Source organism: Fictibacillus sp. Mic-4, from assembly GCF_049843615.1.
Classification (GTDB): Bacteria; Bacillota; Bacilli; order Bacillales; family Fictibacillaceae; genus Fictibacillus_A; species Fictibacillus_A gelatini.
Genome location: NZ_JBBHZM010000002.1, coordinates 113,625 through 129,153 on the forward strand (window position 1 = coordinate 113,625; position 15,529 = coordinate 129,153).

General features: G+C 38.5%; 17 protein-coding genes and 1 pseudogene. 14 read left to right on the forward strand and 4 right to left on the reverse strand.

Annotation, left to right across the window (positions count from 1 at the left end; all coding sequences use genetic code 11):
* Window positions 1-220 precede the first annotated feature (220 nt).
* A complete protein-coding gene (locus tag WD019_RS03260) occupies window positions 221-850 on the forward strand; it encodes a nitroreductase family protein (protein WP_035349997.1) in 630 nt (209 codons plus the stop codon).
* 37 nt (window positions 851-887) lie between these two features.
* Here the strand turns inward: WD019_RS03260 and WD019_RS03265 are convergent, their stop codons facing one another.
* Window positions 888-1,037 carry a YrzI family small protein gene (locus tag WD019_RS03265; protein WP_161627193.1) on the reverse strand — a complete coding sequence of 50 codons (150 nt, stop codon included), beginning with the start codon at window positions 1,035-1,037 and terminating at the stop codon, window positions 888-890.
* 531 nt (window positions 1,038-1,568) lie between these two features.
* Here WD019_RS03265 and WD019_RS03270 point away from each other — a divergent pair.
* Window positions 1,569-3,347, forward strand: coding sequence for a M3 family oligoendopeptidase (locus WD019_RS03270; protein WP_425710663.1), 1,779 nt, complete (start codon window positions 1,569-1,571; stop codon window positions 3,345-3,347).
* 39 nt (window positions 3,348-3,386) lie between these two features.
* Here the strand turns inward: WD019_RS03270 and pssA are convergent, their stop codons facing one another.
* Complete coding sequence (gene pssA / locus WD019_RS03275; RefSeq protein ID WP_425710664.1) at window positions 3,387-3,932, reverse strand: CDP-diacylglycerol--serine O-phosphatidyltransferase; 546 nt, start codon at window positions 3,930-3,932, stop codon at window positions 3,387-3,389.
* 154 nt (window positions 3,933-4,086) lie between these two features.
* Window positions 4,087-4,230, reverse strand: a complete 144-nt coding sequence (locus WD019_RS03280; RefSeq protein WP_081412580.1) for a sporulation histidine kinase inhibitor Sda — start codon at window positions 4,228-4,230, stop codon at window positions 4,087-4,089.
* Window positions 4,231-4,622: 392 nt separating this feature from the next.
* Here WD019_RS03280 and WD019_RS03285 point away from each other — a divergent pair.
* The 9 genes and pseudogenes from WD019_RS03285 to WD019_RS03325 form a co-directional block, all read left to right on the forward strand.
* Window positions 4,623-5,141: pseudogene (locus WD019_RS03285) on the forward strand (YqeG family HAD IIIA-type phosphatase); the annotation flags it as partial.
* 3 nt (window positions 5,142-5,144) lie between these two features.
* The gene (gene yqeH / locus WD019_RS03290) at window positions 5,145-6,245 is read left to right on the forward strand and encodes a ribosome biogenesis GTPase YqeH (RefSeq protein ID WP_026676378.1); all 1,101 of its coding nucleotides are present in this window, start codon (window positions 5,145-5,147) and stop codon (window positions 6,243-6,245) included.
* A 10-nt stretch (window positions 6,246-6,255) separates the two neighbouring features.
* Complete coding sequence (gene aroE / locus WD019_RS03295; protein ID WP_425710665.1) at window positions 6,256-7,095, forward strand: shikimate dehydrogenase; 840 nt, start codon at window positions 6,256-6,258, stop codon at window positions 7,093-7,095.
* On the forward strand, window positions 7,082-7,372 hold the full coding sequence (gene yhbY, locus WD019_RS03300) for a ribosome assembly RNA-binding protein YhbY (RefSeq protein WP_026676376.1): 291 nt from the start codon (window positions 7,082-7,084) through the stop codon (window positions 7,370-7,372). Before aroE ends, yhbY begins: the two co-directional genes overlap by 14 nt.
* Window positions 7,373-7,406: 34 nt before the next feature.
* Window positions 7,407-7,997 carry a nicotinate-nucleotide adenylyltransferase gene (locus WD019_RS03305; RefSeq protein WP_026676375.1) on the forward strand — a complete coding sequence of 197 codons (591 nt, stop codon included), beginning with the start codon at window positions 7,407-7,409 and terminating at the stop codon, window positions 7,995-7,997.
* Window positions 7,975-8,553, forward strand: coding sequence for a bis(5'-nucleosyl)-tetraphosphatase (symmetrical) YqeK (gene yqeK, locus WD019_RS03310; protein WP_425710666.1), 579 nt, complete (start codon window positions 7,975-7,977; stop codon window positions 8,551-8,553). Before WD019_RS03305 ends, yqeK begins: the two co-directional genes overlap by 23 nt.
* Window positions 8,553-8,906: a ribosome silencing factor gene (gene rsfS, locus WD019_RS03315; protein WP_026676373.1), complete on the forward strand. Its 354-nt coding sequence runs from the start codon at window positions 8,553-8,555 to the stop codon at window positions 8,904-8,906. Before yqeK ends, rsfS begins: the two co-directional genes overlap by 1 nt.
* A gap of 10 nt (window positions 8,907-8,916) precedes the next feature.
* Window positions 8,917-9,666, forward strand: a complete 750-nt coding sequence (locus WD019_RS03320; RefSeq protein ID WP_026676372.1) for a class I SAM-dependent DNA methyltransferase — start codon at window positions 8,917-8,919, stop codon at window positions 9,664-9,666.
* Between the two features lie 95 nt (window positions 9,667-9,761).
* Window positions 9,762-10,946 carry a NupC/NupG family nucleoside CNT transporter gene (locus WD019_RS03325; protein WP_026676371.1) on the forward strand — a complete coding sequence of 395 codons (1,185 nt, stop codon included), beginning with the start codon at window positions 9,762-9,764 and terminating at the stop codon, window positions 10,944-10,946.
* 85 nt (window positions 10,947-11,031) lie between these two features.
* On the opposite strand, the gene comER is transcribed toward WD019_RS03325, so the two are convergent.
* Window positions 11,032-11,856, reverse strand: coding sequence for a late competence protein ComER (gene comER, locus WD019_RS03330; protein WP_026676370.1), 825 nt, complete (start codon window positions 11,854-11,856; stop codon window positions 11,032-11,034).
* A gap of 85 nt (window positions 11,857-11,941) precedes the next feature.
* On the opposite strand from comER, the gene WD019_RS03335 reads away from it, so the two are divergent.
* The 3 genes from WD019_RS03335 (at window position 11,942) to WD019_RS03345 (ending at window position 15,526) form a co-directional block, all read left to right on the forward strand.
* Window positions 11,942-12,574, forward strand: a complete 633-nt coding sequence (locus WD019_RS03335; RefSeq protein WP_425710667.1) for a helix-hairpin-helix domain-containing protein — start codon at window positions 11,942-11,944, stop codon at window positions 12,572-12,574.
* Between the two features lie 87 nt (window positions 12,575-12,661).
* Complete coding sequence (locus tag WD019_RS03340; protein ID WP_425710668.1) at window positions 12,662-13,222, forward strand: ComE operon protein 2; 561 nt, start codon at window positions 12,662-12,664, stop codon at window positions 13,220-13,222.
* A gap of 6 nt (window positions 13,223-13,228) precedes the next feature.
* A complete protein-coding gene (locus WD019_RS03345; protein ID WP_051291242.1) occupies window positions 13,229-15,526 on the forward strand; it encodes a DNA internalization-related competence protein ComEC/Rec2 in 2,298 nt (765 codons plus the stop codon).
* Window positions 15,527-15,529: the final 3 nt, after the last annotated feature.

Sequence of the window (15,529 nt, forward strand, 5' to 3'; positions counted from 1 at the left end):
AGGCCGTGTCTGTACAAAGAACAATTTTGCTTTGGCGAATTTGTTCTAAAATGAAGGGTGGAAAGATAAGATATGTGCGATACTGGAATTTATTTCGCTGAGGACGTGTAACGTTGTCAGGGTACAATATAGTAAGAAGCAAATTATTTGACTTAAATTTAATTATTAAGTCATTATATATAAGTAACTTTTAAATAGAGGAATCAATGGAGGTAAGTAAATGACAATCTCTGCTACAAAAGCAAAAGACTTTTTTACCGTTGCAAAAGAAAGAGCTTCTGTTCGTCTTTATGATAAAAACTTCAAAATGAGTAAGGACGATATTGAAGAATTGCTCGAACTAACGATGCATGCGCCATCAGCATGGAATTTACAACACTGGCATTTCATGGTATTTCACGGAGATGATGTTCAACAAAAGCTTTTGCCGATTGCGTATAATCAGCAACAAGTTGTTGATGCGTCTGCGGTCATTGCTGTATTAGGAGACCTTGAGGCGAATAAAAATTTTGATCTTGTAATAGATATGGACATTCAAGCAGGAATGGCTACAAATGAAGTGAAGGAAACATTGGGGCGTCAAATTGCGGGTGCATATGAAAACAAACAATATGCAAGAGATGCGGCATTTAGCAATGCTTCACTTGCTGCAATGCAACTAATGCTTGCAGCGCAGGCAAAAGGATATAGTACTGTTGCGATGGGCGGATTCAATAGTGAAGCATTTATGAAAGAATTTTCCGTTTCCTCTCGTTACGTGCCAGTCATGCTTATAGCGGTTGGAAAAGCGGCTGCACCAGCCCGTCCTACACAGCGATTAGACATTAATCAGCTAACAACATGGGTTTAAAATAAAATCACCTGCCAAAAATCGGCAGGTGATTTTATTAAAATATGGTCATTGAACGATTCATTTTTTCACGCGTCGATTCATATAAACGATCGATACGTTTGTTATCCAAATATTCTTCATATGACATTTCTTTTTTCCGTACAGAAATGCTAATAGTTACAAAGAATAAGTTTAAATGTAACATACGATTCCCTCCTTTACCCATTTATTTGCCTTTCAGGTCGAATCTTTCTCCGTTAAAATCCATGCAAGTACTGCAATTCTGCTCATCATTTGTACTCCTCCTTTAACGAATTTTTAGCCGCTTTTCAATTCCCGGAAAAGCTGAAAGGTTAAGTAGCATACACTATAAGAAAAAACGCAAAAAAGCCACAGGATCCCCCTGCGGCAAATCGTAAAAAGGCACAAAAAAACCGCAGGCATCGTTCGTCCTGTGGCTAACTTTTTCTCATTCATTAAAAAAGCATTCTACGCCCGCTTAAGGCCGAACAAAAAGCTCATATCCAATTGTACATCTGTTGAAATTGTAAAAACTTCATCATTTTGTTCGACCTCCTTCTTTTCCAATATTTTATGCTACGCACCAATTATAACCATTAGTTCACTATTTGTAAACCCCTGTTAAAAACATTTTTTACTAAAAATTTATCTCGATTTTTATTTGAATATTTCTTATAATGGAAAAAGACTTGGAACTTAAAAGGAGGAAACCATCTTGATCATCGAAGGGTTACGCGAAAGCTGGGATCTTGAATCGATTTTTCCAGGTGGAAGCGATTCAAAAGAGTTGCTTGCAGCTATAACGAAAGCAGAACAAGAAATCGAAACGTTAAAAAGCACGATAAAAGATTTTACATATTCTCAAGAAGGTTTTATCCAGTTCATAAAAAACATTGAACAAACATCAATGTTACTATCTGAATGCATTTCCTATGTAGGCTGTTTAGCCGCGCAAAATGTAAAAGATAAAGCCGCCTTATCTCTCCGTGGAAAATTAGAAGCGATGTTTGCTCAATTTGAAACGATTATGGTAATGCTTGATGAAGCAATCATGCAAATTGAGGAAGACGATTGGAAAGCGCTCACAGAAACTGAATCGTTAAAAGGAATTGGCTTTTCGTTGAAAGAGCGCCGAAAAAACGCAGCAGATAAGCTTCCTTTTGAACAAGAAGCATTAATCAACGATCTATCAGTTGATGGCTACCATAGCTGGTCAACGCTCTATGATAGGGTTGTTGGAAGAATGACGGTTGAGACAAAAATCGAAGGAAAAGAGGAATCCCTTTCAATCGGCCAGGCGGAAAATCGGATGACTGACCCGGATCGAAAAGTGCGTGAACACGTTTTTCAAAGCTACAGCAAGGCGTGGGAGGAAGAAGCGGAATTTTGCGCTGAGGCATTAAATCATATTTCCGGCTTTAGAAACAGTGTTTACAAAAATCGCGAGTGGTCATCTGTTTTGAAAGAACCTCTTTCGATTAACCGAATGTCTGATAAAACCCTTGAAGCGATGTGGGAAGCCATCGTGAAAAGCAAAGAAGTGTTTGTCGAGTATCTCAAAAAGAAAGCTGAGCTATTAGGAATTGAAAAATTAAGCTGGTATGATGTGGAGGCTCCGATTTCAAAAACAAGCAGTAAAATGACGTACGATGAGGCTGCTAATTTCATCATTGAACAGTTTGCTGCCTTTAGCCCGAAAATGGCAAAGTTCGCTGAAATCGCTTTTGTAAACGGTTGGATTGAAGCGGAAGATCGTTCTGGAAAACGTCCGGGAGGTTTTTGTACTGGTTTTCCGCTTAAACAGGAGTCGCGGATATTTATGACGTTCTCTGGTACAGCGGATAATGTTTCAACGCTTGCCCATGAATTAGGCCATGGATTTCATTCATATGTGATGAAAGATATGCCTTATTTTGCGCAAAATTATGCGATGAACGTGGCGGAAACGGCTTCTACGTTTGCAGAAATGGTTGTTGCTGACGCCGCAGTAGGAAAAGCAAAATCGAAAGAAGAAAAAATTGCATTATTGGAAGGAAAATTGCAAAACGCTGTCGCCTTTTTTATGAATATTCATGCGCGTTTTTTATTTGAAACGAGATTTTATGAAGAAAGGAAAAAAGGCCTTGTCCCGGTTGAGCGGTTAAATGAATTGATGCTTGAAGCGCAAAGAGAAGCTTATTGCGGTGCCCTTGATCAATATCATCCGTATTTCTGGGCTTCGAAACTTCATTTTTATATAACGGATGTGCCATTTTATAACTTCCCCTATACATTCGGCTATTTATTCAGCGCCTCAATTTATGCGAAAGCAAAAGAAGAGGGGGAAGGCTTTGAGGATAAATACATTGCCCTTCTTCGGGATACCGGAAGCATGACGGTCGAGGAGCTTGCATTGAAGCATTTAAATGAAGACATAACGAAACCGGAATTCTGGACGAAAGGCATCAAGCTTGCGGAACAAGATGTGAAAGAGTTTTTAGAATTAACCAGATAAAAAGAAAAACCATGACCAAAATAAATTTGGTCATGGTTTTTAACGTTTTTTGATCGAAATATTACTTACCATGAGAAAAGCCATAATGAGTATTAAAAACATGAAGAAAACAGTAGGCAAAAAATTGATGAATAAAAAACTCATGGCAACAATACAACCTGCAACGGTGATAGGAACACCGACAAACGATCCGGTAAATTCGGTTATATTAAATCGTGCTAAACGAATGGCACCGCAAACGATAAATAAAATCGTAAAAATAATGCCTGGTACGCCAAATTGATGCAAGCTTGCCTCATAAATTAAAAAAGATGGCGCAATCCCAAATGATATTAAGTCACAGAGGGAATCCAATTGTTTCCCGAATTCGGACTCAATGTTTAGCTTGCGTGCAACCATTCCGTCAAATCGGTCAAATAAGCCAGCTAGAAAAATAAGAATAAATCCAACCTTTAACGCATCTTTAAAAATAAATAATAGTGCCAGAGCTCCGAGCGAAAGGTTAATAATTGTTAAAACATTAGCCGTTTGACCTTTCATTTTTTTCACAGTAGAATCTACACGCTCTCTTTCAATCATAAACATCCATCATCACACTCCCTTTTTACTCTCTTTTAATAAGGGATGGAGAGCATCTTTTAGGAAATATATTTGGTTTCATTTCATTATATGTTATATTTGTCAATTTTGAAAGGGGTAAATACGAAACAAAAGTCCATTACTTTCATAATGGACTTTGTTACGGTATAGTCTTGATAAGCCTATTTTGCAATGATCGACGCTCGATTTCTTGTCTGATAAGTTGGATAAAATCTGAACTAAGCCGGAGTTCCTTCGCTTTATAATAGGATTCAATTAATAAGTCGTCAGATAAATTTTCCATAAGGTATGCCGCTGGCGGCAACTTCACCTCCCTTACTTCTTTTAAATGACGTAAAAAATTATTTGTTTTTAACATTACCTGTACGAGGTAAGCATAAAATAGTAAGTACTATTTCTTATTTGTAGATTAACATGAAATGGGAACAAGAACAATCGTTCGAATATCCACAATAAATAGTGGATAACTTGTGAGTAACCCGTTAATAACATGAATGATGTAAGGACTACCTTATTGAAAGTATGTGTACAAAGTTATCCACAAGGTTGAAGAAGCAAAGAAATTGTCGAAAACTTTTTGTTCTAATCCTGAATCCATCGTAAAAAAAGTTGTAAGTGGAATATTTATTGGTAAAATAATTAAGTAAAGTCGAAGTTCACTTTAGAGGTGCTGTAAAAATGTTAAAACAATTTTTGCCGAATGAGCATGTGAAAAGCATATTAGATATTTCACCAGAGAAGCTCGTGGAAAAAGGAATAAAAGGAATTATTACAGATTTAGATAATACCCTTGTTGAATGGGATCGGCCTGAAGCAACCCCTGAATTAATTCAGTGGTTTAAGGCTATTAAGGAGAAAGGGATTTTAATTACCATTGTCTCAAACAATACACAGGCACGTGTAAGTTCATTTTCAAATCCGGTAGAAATACCGTTTATTTATAGTGCACGAAAGCCGATGTCGAGAGCTTTTAAACAGGCGCTATCCGATATGAAATTAAAACGCGAAGAAGTTGTCGTGATCGGTGACCAATTATTGACCGATGTGTTAGGGGGAAACAGGCTCGGTCTCCATACAATTCTTGTTGTCCCGGTTGCAAGCACAGATGGAATATGGACAAGATTCAATCGGCAAATGGAGCGTTTTTTACTTGCACGAATGAAACGAAAAGGCATGATTCATTGGGAGGAATAACGATTGGAAAAGCAGTATACATGTATCGGGTGTGGGGTTACGATCCAAACAGAAGATAAAAACGCTCTTGGCTATGCGCCGCCTTCTTCACTTGAACGCGATGTTGTTATTTGCCAACGATGTTTTCGCTTGAAAAATTATAACGAAATTCAGGATGTCTCTTTGACGGATGATGATTATCGAAAAATATTGATGGGAATCGGAGAACAAAATGCTCTTGTTGTAAAAATCGTAGATATTTTTGACTTCAATGGAAGTTGGCTCCCTGGATTGCAGCGGTATATTGGGAAAAATGAAGTCCTTCTTGTTGGCAATAAAGTGGACTTGCTTCCTAAATCGGTCAATAAAACGCGTCTTTTACATTGGATGAAAAAAGAAGCAAAAGAGCTTGGGTTGAAACCGGCAGATGTCCATTTAATTTCGGCAAGCAAAGGATATGGGATTGATGAATTGGCGGAAAGCATCGATCGCCATCGTCATGGAAGAGACGTGTACGTTGTCGGTTGTACGAATGTTGGGAAATCGACGTTCATTAACCGGCTCATTCAACAATTTGGAGCTGAAACAGATCAGCTTATTACAACGTCCCATTTTCCGGGTACAACATTAAATTTAATTGACATACCGCTGGATGATGAAAGCACGCTTTTTGATACGCCGGGTATTATTAATCATCATCAAATGGCTCATTTTGTAAATAAAAACGAATTGAAAACGATTATGCCGAAAAAAGAAATTAAGCCGATTGTTTATCAGCTTAATGAAGGACAAACTTTGTTTTTTGGCGGATTAGCGCGTTTTGATTACATAAAGGGCGATAGAAGATCTTTTGTTTGCCACGTATCAAATGATATTAAAATTCATCGGACGAAATTGGAAAACGCAAACGATCTTTACGAGCGTCACCTCGGCGGGATGTTGACACCTCCTTCCGACCCTGAATCGTTTCCTCCTTTAAAACGGCATGAGTTTATGATAAAAGAAGGAAAGACAGACATCGTTTTGTCAGGTTTAGGTTGGATCACGGTTCCCGAGGCGGGAGCGAAAATCGCAGCGTACGCGCCTGAAGGAGTGGCTGTCACCATTCGAAGATCACTTATATAGGGGGGAGAACATGAATATTGGATTAATCGGATACCCGGTCCATCATTCCTTGTCGCCGGAAATGCAAAATTCGGCGTTTCGGGAACTCGATTTAAATTACAAATATGAAAAGTTTAATGTCGAGCCCGGCAAGCTAGGAGATATCATTTGCTATTTTCAAGCAAACGGCTTTAAAGGATTTAATGTAACCATCCCACATAAGGAAACAGTGATGCCGTTTTTAGATGAAATCGATGAGGAAGCTTTAGCCATCGGAGCGGTAAATACGGTCGATATAAAGGATGGGAAATTAATCGGTTACAATACAGACGGCAAAGGCTTTGTCAACGGGCTTAAGCAAAAATTAATAAAGCCAATTTCTGAAAGCCACATTCTTATATTAGGGGCGGGAGGGGCTGCAAGGGCGATTGCGCATTCATTATATTTGCATCAACCGATGTCGATCGTGATTGCGAATCGTACAACCCGGCGGGCTGAAAAAATTATCCAGGAATGCTTAAAAGGAGACGGAAATGCCCTTACTCTTCAAGAGGCAGAGCATATGCTCAGCCGTTTTGATATTGTTGTGAATACAACGCCAATTGGAATGCATCCTAATTATAATGAGATTCCGCTAGATTTAAGAAGGTTAAACGAAGGCACGGTTTTATCAGATATTATTTATAATCCGTTAAAAACGAAATGGCTTAAACTTGGAGAACAAAAAGGAGCTATTATCGATAACGGACTGTCCATGTTCGTTCATCAAGGGGCACTGGCGTTTGAAATTTGGACCGGAAGGAAGCCAAATGTCAATTTAATGAAAGAAACGGTAATAAAGCAATTAGGAGGAAGTTATGTTAACAGGTAAACAAAAACGGTATTTGCGTTCCGAAGCGCATCATCTCAATCCTATTTTTCAGGTCGGAAAAGGCGGCGTGACCGAAAATATGATCAAACAAATAAATGAAGCATTAGAAGCGCGAGAATTGTTAAAAGTGAGCGTTCTTCAAAATTGTGAAGAGGACCGCGAAACAGTGGCTGAAGCTTTAGTCAAAGGAACAAAAGCGGAGCTTGTTCAAATTATCGGGAATACAATTGTTTTATATAAGGAATCAGTGAATAATAAAGAAATCGAACTTCCGTAAGTAACTGGCAAAGCGAGAGAGGGATAATCAGAAAATGGCGAAAATCGGTATTTTAGGTGGGACGTTCAACCCACCTCATAACGGCCATCTATTAATTGCCCAGGAAGCATTGGCCGCCTTTTCCCTTGATGAAATCTGGTGGATCCCAACAAACATTCCACCTCATAAAGAAACGAAGGATCTTGCGAGCAATGAAGCGCGAATTGAAATGATTAAGCGGGCGATTTCAACGAATGAGCAATTTGCCCTTTCATTAATCGAGTTTGAAAGGGAAGGTCCTTCATACACTATTGATACGATAAAAGAATTAAAGAAGAGGTATCCTTATCATGACTTTTTTTTCATTATGGGCGGAGATATGCTTTATACCTTACATAGCTGGCATAAAATCGATCAGTTAAAACAGTTAGTTACCTTTATCGGTGTGAATCGCCAAAATTATCCCGTGGACCAATTTGAAAATCCGTATCAAGTAAAATTGCTGACGGTTCCATTATTTGATATATCTTCTTCCATGATAAGAGAGCGGTTCGCCACCGGGAAAAACACAAAATATTTAGTGCCGGATGAAGTGAGAGGGTTTATTGAGGAGAGTGAACTTTATGGAGCGGGAAAAAGCACTTGAATTAGTAAAGCGGCAACTAACCGACCACCGCTATGAACATACGTTAGGCGTTGTTGATACAGCGGTGAAATTGGCTGAACATTACAATGCGGATAAAAAAAAGGCGGAAATAGCCGCTATTTTTCATGATTATGCCAAATTCCGCCCAAAAGAAGAAATGCGGCAAATTGTCCGCGACAATCAAATGCCGCTTGACTTGCTCGAATTCGGAACGGAATTGCTCCATGCTCCTGTTGGAGCCTATCTTGTCGAGCGGGAAGTGGGTATTTATGATCAAGAGATTTTAAATGCGATCCGTTATCATACAACGGGCCGACCAGGTATGAATTTGCTTGAGAAAATTATTTTTATTGCGGATTACATTGAGCCGGGCAGACGTTTTCCGGGTGTCGAAGAAGTAAGGCAACTTGCATTTGAAAATTTAGATAAGGCCTGCACCCAGGCTTTGAAAAATACGATGCAATTTCTTATGAGACAAAATCAGCTGATTTACCCTTTAACGGTAGATACATATAATGATTTCATCTCCACCATAAAAAAACGGGAGGAAACGTAATGAAGGAACAAGAACTAGTTGAACTTGTCGTAAAAACAGTTGATGATAAAAAAGCAGAAGACATTATCGTCCTTGATATGAAGGGAATTTCATTAGTGGCGGACTATTTCCTAATTTGTCATGGGAATTCTGAAAAACAAGTTCAGGCAATTGCGAAAGAATTAAAGGATGTATCGATGGAACATCAAATTCCTCTTCGCCGAATGGAAGGATTTGACCAGGCAAGATGGGTTCTTGTTGATTTAGGCGATGTAGTTGCACATATCTTTCATCGTGATGATCGTTCCTATTATAATCTTGAAAAACTCTGGGGTGATGCGCCTCAGCTAAATATTAATAAAATGCTTTCGTAAAGGAGATTGTATGAGTTATCAACAATTTGCGTATTATTACGATCGGCTGATGCAAGATGCTCCTTATGAAAAGTGGATTGATTTTTTGGAACGTACGGCGGATTGCAAAGCCGCCCGCATTCTTGATATCGGCTGTGGGACAGGGGCCGTATCGATTCGTCTGGCAGAAAAGGGGTTTGATGTTACGGCTGTTGATTTATCCGAGGACATGCTGGCAATGGCAAGAGAAAAAGCGGAAAATCAAAAATTAAACGTTCGTTTCTTTCACCAGGATATGCGGGAGCTTGACGGATTAGGGGTTCATGACATTGCGGTTATTTTTTGTGACTCGTTAAATTATCTTCTATCTGAAGAAGATGTTTATCAAACCTTTCAATCGATCTATAACCATTTACATATGGATGGCAAACTGTTATTTGATGTCCATTCGCTTTATAAAATTCACCATATTTTTTCGGGGAATACATTTGGGAGCAACGAAGAACATCTATCCTATATTTGGCAATGCTTTGATGGCGAGTTGCCGGATAGCATTGAACATGAATTAAGCTTCTTTGTCCAGAAAGATGGAGCGTATTATGAAAGATTTGATGAAATACATATTCAACGTACATTTTCGATAGAAACGTACGAACATTTGCTTCAAAAAGCAGGGTTTGTTGTCGAACGAGTAACGGCCGATTTTTTGGAAACGCCACCGGATCATCAATCCGAACGATTATTTTTTGTCGCGAAAAAAGCAGAAAAACCATCTTTTTGATGGTTTTTTGTTTTGAAGAAATCTATCGCTGCATTTTTAAGGTGAAAAAGACGCATTCTAAAGAAAGAAGGCATACGCGATAGAGGAGGATAAAAATGAGTGTCGTTTTTCTTCTGACGGGCCTAGCTCTCGTTTTCATACTAGCCTTTTTAGCAAGTTACAATCGGAAAGGAATTAAATATAAAGCGATTGCAGTTATGATTGTCATCCAGCTCGTATTATCATTTGTTTTATTAAATACGAGGATAGGGGTAGCAATCATCCGGTCAATATCGAAAGCTTTTGACCAATTAATGAAAATTGGGATCAGTGGTGTCGATTTTGTTTTTGGAGGACTGGAAAATAAAGGGGTTTCCACTTTCTTTTTGGATGTTTTATTACCGATTATTTTTATTTCGGTTTTAATCGGCATTTTGAATTACTTTAAAATTCTTCCTCTAATTATTAAATATGTAGGGCTCTTGTTAAGCAAAGTGAATGGAATGGGCAAGCTGGAAAACTACATCGCGGTTTCTTCCGCATTTTTAGGGCAATCTGAGGTTTTTTTAACGACAAAGGAACAATTGCCGCATGTTTCGAAACGGCGTCTTTATACATTATGTACTTCTGCTATGAGTGCCGTTAGTATTGCCATTGTCGGTGCATATATGACAATGATTCCTCCAAAGTATGTTGTAACGGCCATAGTGCTTAACATATTGTCGGCCTTAATTATTGCCAATATAATTAACCCATACGATTTAAAAGAGGAAGAAGATTTATTGATTGTCGATCATGACAAAAAAAAGCCGTCCTTTTTTCAAATGATTAGCGAAAGCATTATGGACGGATTTAAAGTAGCGGTCATTGTCGGGGCGATGCTTATCGGTTTTATTGCCTTAATCAATTTAATCAACTATTTATTCGATTTTATTTTTGGGATTTCATTCCAAAATCTATTGGGATATGTATTTGCGCCAATTGCGTTCTTAATGGGCATTCCATGGGCAGAAGCGGTCAAAGCGGGAAGTGTGATGGCGACAAAATTAGTAACAAATGAATTTGTCGCTATGGGTGATCTTGGGAAAATGGCACATTCGCTATCTGAAAAAACGCTTGCGATTACATCGGTCTTTTTAGTCAGCTTTGCGAATTTTGGCTCGATCGGAATCATTACAGGATCCGTTAAAGCATTAAGCGAAAATCAAGGGGACATCGTCGCAAAGTTCGGACTAAAGTTATTGTACGGTTCCACTCTAGCTTCTATTTTATCTGCAACCATCGCGGGCCTGTTTTTCTAAAAAAACCATCAAATATTTTTTTGATGGTTTTTTGGTTTTTTAGAAGGAAAATAAATGTTTATGTCGAATCAAAATAATCGACGGGTCATATTTTTTTAAATTGTTCTCTAATTTTCTCCCGTTCTTCATCGTATTTTTCATGCGTGCGGGCAATCAGTTTATTAAATACATCACCGATTTCCTCGTTTAATATTTTTATGCCTTCTCCCGTTATACCGCCTTTTACACAAACTTTTTCGATAAGAGTAGGGAATGTATAAATATCTTTTTCCAACAATTTTCCGAGCCCAATGAGCATTTCGCTGGCCAATTTTGTCGCTTTGTCTTCCGAAATGTTTGTTTCGCTTGCTGCGCTTTTGATGAAGCATTGAACGATGAACCCGATAAATGCGGGCCCACAACTGGCAATATCGGATGAAATTCTCGTAATAGAATCATCGATAATGACCGGATTAGAGATGGATTTCATTAATTGAAGCAGCTTCTTTCGGCAGTCTTCACTGCAATTTTTTCCGAAAGTGATAAGAGATGATCCAGAAAGTGCCTGGTTCGTAATGCTTGGGATGGCCCTTGCAATGTTGCAGCTTAATTCATCTTCTAATTGTTCGCACGTAATGGGACTAGTAATCGAGACGATCAATTGGTCTTTTGAAATGTTGCTTTTATGCTTGGACAATAAAGGATAAAACTCATGCGGTTTAACACAGAGGAATATAATATGGGCAAAGTTTATGACATCTTCAATTGAAGAAGTAATTTGGATTCCAGGATATGTTCTTTTTAAACGCTCCGCTTTCGAAATCGTTCGATTTGTGATCATCAACTGCGGGGGCGCAACGGCTGAAGAATCGATAAAGGAAGAAATCAACATGCTTCCCATATTACCAGTGCCTATTACTCCGATATTCAAAACGAGCTCCTCCTTTCCCCTGCTATTTCTACCTTCAAATGTATGACGGGAAACTTTCTTTTATGTTTAAAAAAGGGTGGATGAGATGAAATTGTGGTTCAAGCAAAATCTCCGTTACATTATTCCAGGTCTTTTATTGTTCGTTGTTTTTATTTTTGCTGTATCAAAAACGGCAACGAAAGAAGAAAAAAATACACTGCCGGTTGAGTTATCGGGAGAGAAAACGATCAGCAATAAGTCGAAAGCGAATGCCTCATCTTTACACGGGAAAAATGGAAAAGAAATTATGGTCGATGTTAAAGGGGCCGTTGTTCATCCGGGCGTTTATAAAATGAGCGCTGGAGACCGTACAATTCATGCGATTCACCAGGCCGGCGGTTTTCTAAAAGAAGCGGATGAACGAGCGGTTAATTTAGCCGCCGTCCTTCAAGATGAAATGGTCATTTATGTCCCGAAAAAGGGGGAAGTGCAGCATTCAACCCCCTCCGAACCTGATGCCACCAGGGCAAATGAAAGTCAATCGGCGAAAATTAATGTCAATATCGCTACAGCGGAAGAGTTGCAAAAAATTACTGGAATTGGTCCTGCAAAAGCTGCCGCCATCATTAGTTATCGCGAAGAAAACGGGCCATTTCAAAAAGTTGAAGATTTATTAAATGTTACTGGAATCGGAGAAAAGTCGTTAGAAAAAATGAAAGATGAAATTACGATAAATTAAAACGCAAAGAAAAAAAATTGACTGTAAGACGAGCCCATTCTACACTTATAGAAGTGACCTAAGCTTTTATGGAAGAAAGGAGATAAAATGAGCCGAATCTCTTGGAATGAATATTTTATGGCCCAGAGCCACTTGCTTTCCTATCGAAGTACATGTACAAGGCTGGCGGTTGGAGCTACCATCGTTCGAGATAAACGAATTATTGCCGGAGGATATAATGGATCGATTTCTGGTGGAGTTCATTGTATTGATGAAGGCTGTTATGTCATTGACGGACATTGTGTCCGCACCATCCATGCCGAAATGAATGCCCTCTTGCAATGTGCAAAATTTGGTGTCCCAACTGCCGGAGCGGAAATGTATGTTACCCACTTTCCATGCCTACATTGCTGTCGTTCGATCATTCAAAGCGGCATAAAAAAAATATATTATGCGAAAGATTATAAAAATCATCCATATGCGATTGAGCAATTTAAAGAAGCCGGCGTCTACTTGGAGCAAGTAGAATTTAATGAATATCAACTTCACCCGGCCTATAAAGAACAGGCAGAATTAGTTAAAGAATTGCTTGAAGCTTTGAAAGAACAAACAAGCGGGGAAAAATATGAAAAATTCAAGGAAAAAGCGAACCAACTTTTTCCGAATTAATACGATATGTTTCCCTACTTATATGTTTATGCTCTTTGTGCCATTTTCGGAATTGTGTCTGCAAGATTCGAATGGTTTTGGGCAATTTTTATAATTGCCCCTTTTTATTTTTTAAAAAAATATTCCCCGCAACAAACGACAATCTGCATCTGTTTTTTTCTCTTGTTCTACGCTTACTTTCAGTTCATCGATACTCATAATCATACGGGTTTATCTCCTTCAACCACTTCATTTAAAGGAACAATCGCTTCGATTCCTGAAATTAATGGCAATTTTTTAACCTTTCGATTTCAAGTTCAAAGCGAAACCCTCCAGGTAAACCATTCGATTCATTCAGAATCTGAACAAAGACTTCTTAAAAAACGCCTTAAAATGGGCATGATCTGTTCATTTACGGGACGATTAAAAGAACCGCGGGCAAAAGAAAACTTTGCCGGAATGGATTACAGGCTCTATTTAAAACAGGAACATATTCATTGGCTCGTTCAAACGACAAACGTTCGCCTGTCCAATTGCACTCTTTCCAATCCGGATCGATTCGATGAAATATGGAAAATTAGAGAAAGCGGCATTCGTTACATTGAAACGAATTTTCCTGAAGAGATGTCAGGACTTATGAATGCCCTCATTTTTGGGTATAGAAATGGGATTAGTCGTGAAGTAATCAACGCTTATCAGCAAATGGGGCTGACTCATATTCTTGCCGTATCGGGTTCAAATGTTGCTATTTTAGCGGCGGCTTTCTTTTTTGTATGTATTCGATCAGGACTAACACGGGAGGCAGCTATCCATCTAATTGTGGCAATTATTCCGGTTTATATGCTTTTAACGGGTGGGGAGGCATCGATTATACGGGCCGGTTCGATGAGTATATTTGTCCTTCTTTTTGTTAGATTAAGATGGAAAATGCACCCTTTAGAAGCGATTAGCTTTGTTTGTCTTCTAATGCTGCTTTATAACCCGTATTTTGTTTTCAATCTTGGTTTTCAGCTTTCTTTTTTAATTTCGATGGGCTTGTTGCTTTCAGCGAATTCGATTATGAAACATTGTCGCTATTTTCTTTCGAAGCTAATCGCTACTACTTTTTTATGTCAATTGATCTCGTTTCCACTTCTTATTTACTCTTTTTACGAATTTTCTATTTGGTCCATTCCGCTAAATGTATTGTATATCCCATTAATTTCAATTGTTATCTTGCCTTTTTCGATTGTAACATTCATCATCCATCTCATCATTCCTCAGGTGAGCTATCTACTTGTCATCTTGCTCAAGTACCTCATTCGCTTGTCCAGCGAATTTCTTCTTTATATGACTGAACATACGGGAACTTTTATTTTTGGCAAACCGCCTATTTTCTTTCTCCTTTTGTACTATGTCGCCATTCTATATTATCTCATCCAATGGGAAGCAAACGGAGTAAGCAAAAAACTTGTGCGGCCGGTCTCTGCCATTAGTTTAGTGCTTCTTTTACACTGGTTTTATCCTTTTTTACTTCCGTTTGCGAACGTAACATTTTTAAACGTTGGCCAGGGGGATAGCATATTAATTGAGCTTCCTTTTAGAAAAGGTGTGTATTTAATTGATACAGGGGGGACGGTTTCTTTTCAAGAAGAGAAATGGGAAGAGAAAAAATCAGAGTACAACGTTACCGAACAAGTTGTACTTCCCGCATTAAAGTCGCGAGGGATCCGCGCGGTCGACAAATTGATTTTAACACATGGCGACCTCGACCATATCGGCGGGGCAAACATTATCTTATCTGAATTGAATGTCAAAGAGGTATTGTATCCAACAGGAAAACTTAAAGAAAAAGTGGAAAAAAAGGTGTTGCAATATGCAGTCAATCAACATATCCCTATCCAAGTGGCACGTAAGGGATTGTCCTGGAAAGAAGGTAACGATCAATTCTTCATTTTATCGCCTTATGGCAATGAAGAAAAATCGAATGATCGCTCAATTGTAATTTATGCCAGGATCGAAAACGTTTATTTTTTATTTACGGGAGATCTTGAAAAGAGTGGAGAGAAACGTATCGTTCAGGATACAAAACCATTTAAAGTAAATGTTTTAAAGGCAGGACATCACGGCAGTAAAACTTCTTCATCGTTTGAGTTGATAAAGCATATCGGACCCGATTATGTAATTATTTCGGCCGGGAAAAATAACCGCTATGGACATCCTCATGAAGAAGTTTTAAAGCGATTGAAAGAGCAAGGTACAACTATTATACGAACGGATGAATCAGGCGATATATCATTTAAACTTGAAGGGAAAAGAATGAAAATTATAACAACAAAAAAGTAAAAA

Bases quoted from the DNA above. Each gene is read 5' to 3' on its own strand.
- WD019_RS03260 (WP_035349997.1), top strand. From the start codon at position 221: ATGACAATCTCTGCTACAAAAGCAAAAGACTTTTTTACCGTTGCAAAA.
- WD019_RS03265 (WP_161627193.1), bottom strand. From the start codon at position 1,037: ATGTTACATTTAAACTTATTCTTTGTAACTATTAGCATTTCTGTACGG.
- pssA (WP_425710664.1), bottom strand. From the start codon at position 3,932: ATGTTTATGATTGAAAGAGAGCGTGTAGATTCTACTGTGAAAAAAATG.
- WD019_RS03280 (WP_081412580.1), bottom strand. From the start codon at position 4,230: ATGGAAAATTTATCTGACGACTTATTAATTGAATCCTATTATAAAGCG.
- aroE (WP_425710665.1), top strand. From the start codon at position 6,256: ATGAATATTGGATTAATCGGATACCCGGTCCATCATTCCTTGTCGCCG.
- yhbY (WP_026676376.1), top strand. From the start codon at position 7,082: ATGTTAACAGGTAAACAAAAACGGTATTTGCGTTCCGAAGCGCATCAT.
- WD019_RS03305 (WP_026676375.1), top strand. From the start codon at position 7,407: ATGGCGAAAATCGGTATTTTAGGTGGGACGTTCAACCCACCTCATAAC.
- yqeK (WP_425710666.1), top strand. From the start codon at position 7,975: ATGGAGCGGGAAAAAGCACTTGAATTAGTAAAGCGGCAACTAACCGAC.
- rsfS (WP_026676373.1), top strand. From the start codon at position 8,553: ATGAAGGAACAAGAACTAGTTGAACTTGTCGTAAAAACAGTTGATGAT.
- WD019_RS03320 (WP_026676372.1), top strand. From the start codon at position 8,917: ATGAGTTATCAACAATTTGCGTATTATTACGATCGGCTGATGCAAGAT.
- WD019_RS03325 (WP_026676371.1), top strand. From the start codon at position 9,762: ATGAGTGTCGTTTTTCTTCTGACGGGCCTAGCTCTCGTTTTCATACTA.
- WD019_RS03335 (WP_425710667.1), top strand. From the start codon at position 11,942: ATGAAATTGTGGTTCAAGCAAAATCTCCGTTACATTATTCCAGGTCTT.
- WD019_RS03340 (WP_425710668.1), top strand. From the start codon at position 12,662: ATGAGCCGAATCTCTTGGAATGAATATTTTATGGCCCAGAGCCACTTG.
- WD019_RS03345 (WP_051291242.1), top strand. From the start codon at position 13,229: ATGTTTCCCTACTTATATGTTTATGCTCTTTGTGCCATTTTCGGAATT.